Origin of the sequence: Cetobacterium sp. (assembly GCF_048470075.1) — a bacterium.
Lineage (GTDB): Bacteria > Fusobacteriota > Fusobacteriia > Fusobacteriales > Fusobacteriaceae > Cetobacterium_A.
Genome location: NZ_DBGBQB010000311.1, coordinates 1 through 1,796 on the forward strand (window position 1 = coordinate 1; position 1,796 = coordinate 1,796).

The window sequence follows — 1,796 nt, forward strand, 5'->3', positions numbered from 1 at the left end:
GATCAGAGAAAAGTGTAGATTCCAAATATATATCCTCATCTTTGAAAAAAAAATCCTCCTTATCAAAAGAGGTTCTTTCAGAACCAAAAATTTTTAGAGTATTAAAATCAATAGTAATCTCTTGAAGAACTATACCTAAAATCATATGTAGAACATTATCTGAAAATGTATAGTTTTTAAAATAAGTTTCTTTAAAAAATGAGTTTAGAGATACATATATCTTTTCATTCTTATTTATAATGGGAAAGCTATTGGTTATAGAAGTTCTATTAATAGAGAGGTTAAAAAAGTATTTTTCTTCAAGTGTTCCATCTAGCTCCTCTTTTAAAAAGAGATAGTCAGATAAAGAGATAAGATTTCGCTGTTTTAAATCTTCTAATTTTTCTAAAGTAATCTCATTTTCAGAGAATGATAGAGAAACTATTAAAAAAAATAAAAATATGCAACTTAATCTTTTTATCATGACAATATCCCCCAAAATTTATAGTTTAATCTTACCAACTCTCTTCTTTGTAATATAATCAACAACAATAAGAAAGTCAGCTTTTGTTATATTTTTATTGCCGATATATTTAAAATCTAAGGTATCTAAACTTAGTTTTTCTTTAGAAAGAATTCTTAAATTACCTAAAAAATAGTTATCTATATAAAGTTCGTATTTCCCACGGCGTTCACCTTTATTATAGATACTCCCCCTTAGAGTTAAGGTATTATTTTCAATAACTCCTTTTAAATTTGAAAATTCTAGTTGAGGGTATATATCTCCAGCATATCCATTTAGAACTATTTTTAAATCTGTTAGGACCCCTAAACCAATATTATTTTCTTTTATAACTTTTTCATATAGAGGTAGCTCTCTAATACCTAAAATAGCACTATATTCACCAAAAGGAAGTTTATCTTGAGAGGCAACACTAAGTTGTATCTTGCCACTTTCACCAGGTTGTAAAGTTAAAGAGCGAGGATAGAAGTTAATCCATTGACTCATATCTCTATCCCCTTTTTGATAGGATTCCGTATAGATTCTATAGGTTACAGGAGAGTTGGATTGATTATAAAGAGTGTATTCCTGATAGCTTCCTTCAAAATCGATTTTTTTATCAAAATATGTAGGGTGAATATTTATATACGAAAAGGATAGATTGAACAGAATAAAAAAAAGAGATAAAATTTTCATAAACTCCCCCCAGTTATTTACTTAAGGAAGGAAGTATTTAGACCTCCTTCATTAAATAAATAAAATCGAATTTAATTTTTACTTTTATTAAAAGTGATAGTAAATGTTTGAGTGTTAGTTGAGTAAGTACCTTCACCAGCCATTGTGTCAGAAGTGATATTACTAGAAAGGGTATATGGAACAACATTATTATTAGCTGTTCCACTAGTTATAGCAAAAGAACCGCTAATTGTTTCAGAGGGATTAGAAGAGTTTTCCAATACATAGTCATTAAGCGAAGTGTGCTCTAAATTTCTCTCATTGATTCCAGTAGCTTTGGCATAGATAGTTTGAGATAAAGCTCTATCCCCTGTAAGAGCAGAACCGCTTTGAACAAGATTATGCTCAAAATTTAAAGCTGAAATTTCAGTTCCCTCTTCATCAATTATAACCAATTGAGTAGAGTTTGCAATAACATTGGCAGTTACATTGACATTGATAGTTGCTGATGTAGACTCAAGGGTGTTAGTTTTGTTGATATTATCACCTGGAAGAACAGATGTTCCTGCAAATGCAAATGATGATAATGTAAAAAATAATAATGAATATTTTTTCATTTAAATACCTCCCAATTTAATAT

Annotated in this window: 3 protein-coding genes; all 3 read right to left on the reverse strand. The window is 29.0% G+C overall.

The window, feature by feature from the left end; all coding sequences use genetic code 11:
- The coding region (locus tag ACMOUI_RS10855) for a hypothetical protein (protein WP_418965713.1) at positions 1 to 463 on the reverse strand (463 nt) is incomplete at its 3' end.
- Between the two features lie 18 nt (positions 464 to 481).
- The gene (locus ACMOUI_RS10860; RefSeq protein WP_418965714.1) at positions 482 to 1,177 is read right to left on the reverse strand and encodes a hypothetical protein; all 696 of its coding nucleotides are present in this window, start codon (positions 1,175 to 1,177) and stop codon (positions 482 to 484) included.
- Positions 1,178 to 1,248: 71 nt separating this feature from the next.
- Complete coding sequence (locus ACMOUI_RS10865; RefSeq protein ID WP_418965715.1) at positions 1,249 to 1,773, reverse strand: hypothetical protein; 525 nt, start codon at positions 1,771 to 1,773, stop codon at positions 1,249 to 1,251.
- Positions 1,774 to 1,796: the final 23 nt, after the last annotated feature.